Source organism: uncultured Maritalea sp., from assembly GCF_937139385.1.
Taxonomy (GTDB): domain Bacteria; phylum Pseudomonadota; class Alphaproteobacteria; order Rhizobiales; family Devosiaceae; genus Maritalea; species Maritalea porphyrae_A.
Genome location: NZ_CAKZPW010000181.1, coordinates 1 through 3153, shown reverse-complemented (window position 1 = coordinate 3153; position 3153 = coordinate 1). Strand labels below are relative to the sequence as shown.

Annotated in this window: 3 protein-coding genes and 1 pseudogene; all 4 read left to right on the top strand. The window is 48.7% G+C overall.

From position 1 onward, the window contains the following. A pseudogene (locus Q0231_RS07865) lies at positions 1-610 on the top strand (tRNA uridine-5-carboxymethylaminomethyl(34) synthesis enzyme MnmG); the annotation flags it as partial. Positions 611-613: 3 nt separating this feature from the next. Continuing rightward, positions 614-1267, top strand: coding sequence for a 16S rRNA (guanine(527)-N(7))-methyltransferase RsmG (gene rsmG, locus Q0231_RS07860; protein ID WP_299346932.1), 654 nt, complete (start codon positions 614-616; stop codon positions 1265-1267). Between the two features lie 24 nt (positions 1268-1291). Then, positions 1292-2092 carry a ParA family protein gene (locus Q0231_RS07855; RefSeq protein ID WP_269393401.1) on the top strand — a complete coding sequence of 267 codons (801 nt, stop codon included), beginning with the start codon at positions 1292-1294 and terminating at the stop codon, positions 2090-2092. Between the two features lie 10 nt (positions 2093-2102). Further along, a complete protein-coding gene (locus Q0231_RS07850; RefSeq protein ID WP_269393402.1) occupies positions 2103-2990 on the top strand; it encodes a ParB/RepB/Spo0J family partition protein in 888 nt (295 codons plus the stop codon). The last annotated feature ends 163 nt before the right edge of the window (positions 2991-3153 follow it).

Genomic DNA, 3153 nt, shown 5'->3' with positions numbered 1-3153 from the left:
TATGTTCACCAGTCGCGCGGAATTTAGATTGCATTTGCGATCTGACAACGCGGATCAGCGGCTGACCCAAATCGGCATCGACCAAGGCTTGGTCGGTGCTGAACGTAAAACACATTTCGTTGGGCGAATGAACGCGCTGAACGGGGCGCGTGCGATGCTTGACCGATTGTCACTGACGCCGACGGAAGCGATAAAACACGGGATAAAAGTGAATGCGGATGGTGTGCGTCGCACGGGGTTTAACTTGTTGTCTCACCCCGACGTGGACATAACAACACTTCGTAAGATTTGGCCCGAACTTGAAGAATTCCCCTTAGCCATTTTGGAGCAAGTTGCTGTTGACGCTCAATATGCCGTCTATTTGGATCGCCAACAAGCCGATGTGGAAGCGGTTCGCCGAGACGAGAATCGATCCATTCCCAAAGGTTTAGACTATAAATCGATTGATGGCCTTTCCAATGAGATGTGCCAAAAATTGGATTTACATAATCCAACGAGCATTGCGCAGGCCCAACGTATAGAGGGCATGACACCGGCGGCCATCATGTTGATACTCGCCGCGTCTAAAAGAATGGATTCACGTGAAACAGTGCCAAAGCAAGTTGGTTGATCGATGATTTCTCCAACAACATCAGACCTGGCATTGCTTCTAGAGCTATGTGCTGAACTCGAGCTTGACTACAAACCTGTGCTCACAGATCTTCAGAAATACGCACAGGAGCTCGTTCGGTGGCAGGATATCAAAAACCTTGTTTCACGTGAAACATTGCCAGAAATTTGGCCGCGACATATATTAGACAGCTTGCAGCTTGCAAAGCATATTGATCCAAAACGCGGCATCTTGTTGGATTATGGCAGTGGCGGCGGATTGCCAGCAATTCCATTGGCCATCGTCTTCAAGAATACGCCACTTCAGGTGCACATGATTGAAGCGAATGGGCGCAAATGCTCGTTCTTGCGGCAAATTTCGCGCCAATTGGTGCTAAACTGCGTGGTACACAACCAGCGAGTTGAGGCGCTGGTGCTTGATCCTGCGATCGAAGTGGGCACGATGACAGCACGGGGGTTTGCTGATCTGGGGGGCACATTTTCCTACTGTTTTCCACATTTTGGCCCACATACTCACGCACTTTTGCAAAAAGGCCGTGGATATGATGAAGAAATTGCAGCAGCTCAAGAGAAATGGCGTTATGATCTTGAGACATTTAGCAGCGTTGTCGCTCCCGATTCCGTCATTTTGGCAATTTCGGGTCTCAAACAGCGTTAAGAATTGTTGTTGGAGGAGATAGTGGTGCATCCGCGTATTCTTACATTGGCAAACCAGAAGGGTGGTGTTGGTAAAACAACGACAGCCATCAATTTGGCGACGGCTCTCGCGGCAATTGGCGAACGTGTGTTGATCGTTGACATAGATCCGCAAGGAAATGCCAGCACGGGCTTTGGTATTGATCGTCAGGCGCGCCAATATTCTGCTTTTGATCTGATGACTGGGGAGGTGGAGTTAAAAGACGCCATTGTCTCCACCAATGTGCCCAATGTGGTGGTTGTGCCTTCGACTATGGATCTTTTGGGTCTTGAAATGGCGATTTCGGACAGTGGTGATCGCGCCTTTCGATTGCGCAATGCTTTGAGTGGCGCAGGTGACATCATTTTCGATGGTAAGCCAATTACCTACATTCTGATTGATTGTCCGCCTTCTCTTAACTTACTTACGATTAATTCTCTGGCGGCGGCCGATGCGGTTTTGGTGCCGATGCAGTGTGAGTTTTTTGCACTTGAGGGCTTGAGCCAATTGTTGAGTACGATCGAACAGATCAAGACCAGTTTGAACCCCAACCTCTATATTCAAGGGGTGGTGATGACCATGTTTGATAAGCGAAATAATCTTTCAAATCAAGTTCTTAGCGATGTGCGTTCGCACCTTGGGGATTTGGTTTATGATACGGTGATCCCACGGAATGTGCGGCTCTCAGAAGCTCCTTCTTATGGAAAGCCGGCTCTTTTATACGACCTAAAGTGTGCGGGAAGTCAGGCCTATTTGCACTTGGCGACTGAAGTGATTAAGCGTGAACGTCGATTGACGGCGGCATAGGACCAAAAAAATGAACGATAAAAACACAAACAGTAGACTTGGTCGTGGGTTGGCAGCTCTTATTGGTGATGTGCCTCCGGTTGAAGCGACGCGAATTACTTCTGGTGATGGCATACGCCGATTGCCCGTCGAGTTTATTGTTGCGAGCCCAAACAACCCCCGTCGCCATTTCGCGCCAGAGGATCTTGAAGATCTAACCAATTCAATTCGTGAAAAAGGCGTAATGCAGCCGATTTTGGTTCGACCAAGTCCGCTTGACCCTGATCTATATGAGTTGGTAGCAGGTGAGCGCCGTTGGCGCGCATCACAGCGCGCAGGCTTACATGAAGTTCCTGTGATCATTCGCGAAGTCGACGATCGAGAAGCGCTCGAGTTGGCCATTATCGAGAACGTGCAACGGGCGGACCTAAACTCACTAGAAGAATCAAAGGGTTACGATCAGTTGATGCAGCAGTTTGGTTATACGCAGGCTGATTTGGCCCAGGTGATTGGCAAGAGCCGAAGCCATGTGGCCAATACCCTGCGTTTGATGAAATTGCCACCGAGCGTGCAGCAATATGTTTCTGATGGTGCTTTATCTGCGGGGCATGCCCGTGCGTTGATAACAGCTTCTAACCCAGAAGAACTGGCAAAACGCATAATCGATGGTGGGTTGAGTGTTCGTGAAGCTGAAAACTTGGCGCAAAAGCAAGCACAGGCCAATGAGAATGGTGAAAAGGCCGCGCAGAGTTCAAAATCTATAAAAGATGCAGACACATTGGCACTTGAAAAAACGCTCAGCGACTTGTTGGGACTGAAAGTGGCGATTGATCATAAAGAGCGTGGCGGTAAGATCGAGATTAAATATCGCACGCTTGAACAGTTGGATGATGTTTGTCAGCGCCTGCAATCGCGCTAATTTGTCAAAAAACGACATCAGAATTTGGGGACGCTTTTGGCGTCCCTTTTTTTTCACCAAATGGTGGCTCACGTTGGGTGTCGGCACTGAATCGGACGGGAGTTACCTAAAATGCATCTGATTAATCTGAATTTAGTTAATCAGGGTGGCTTCCGATTTGGGA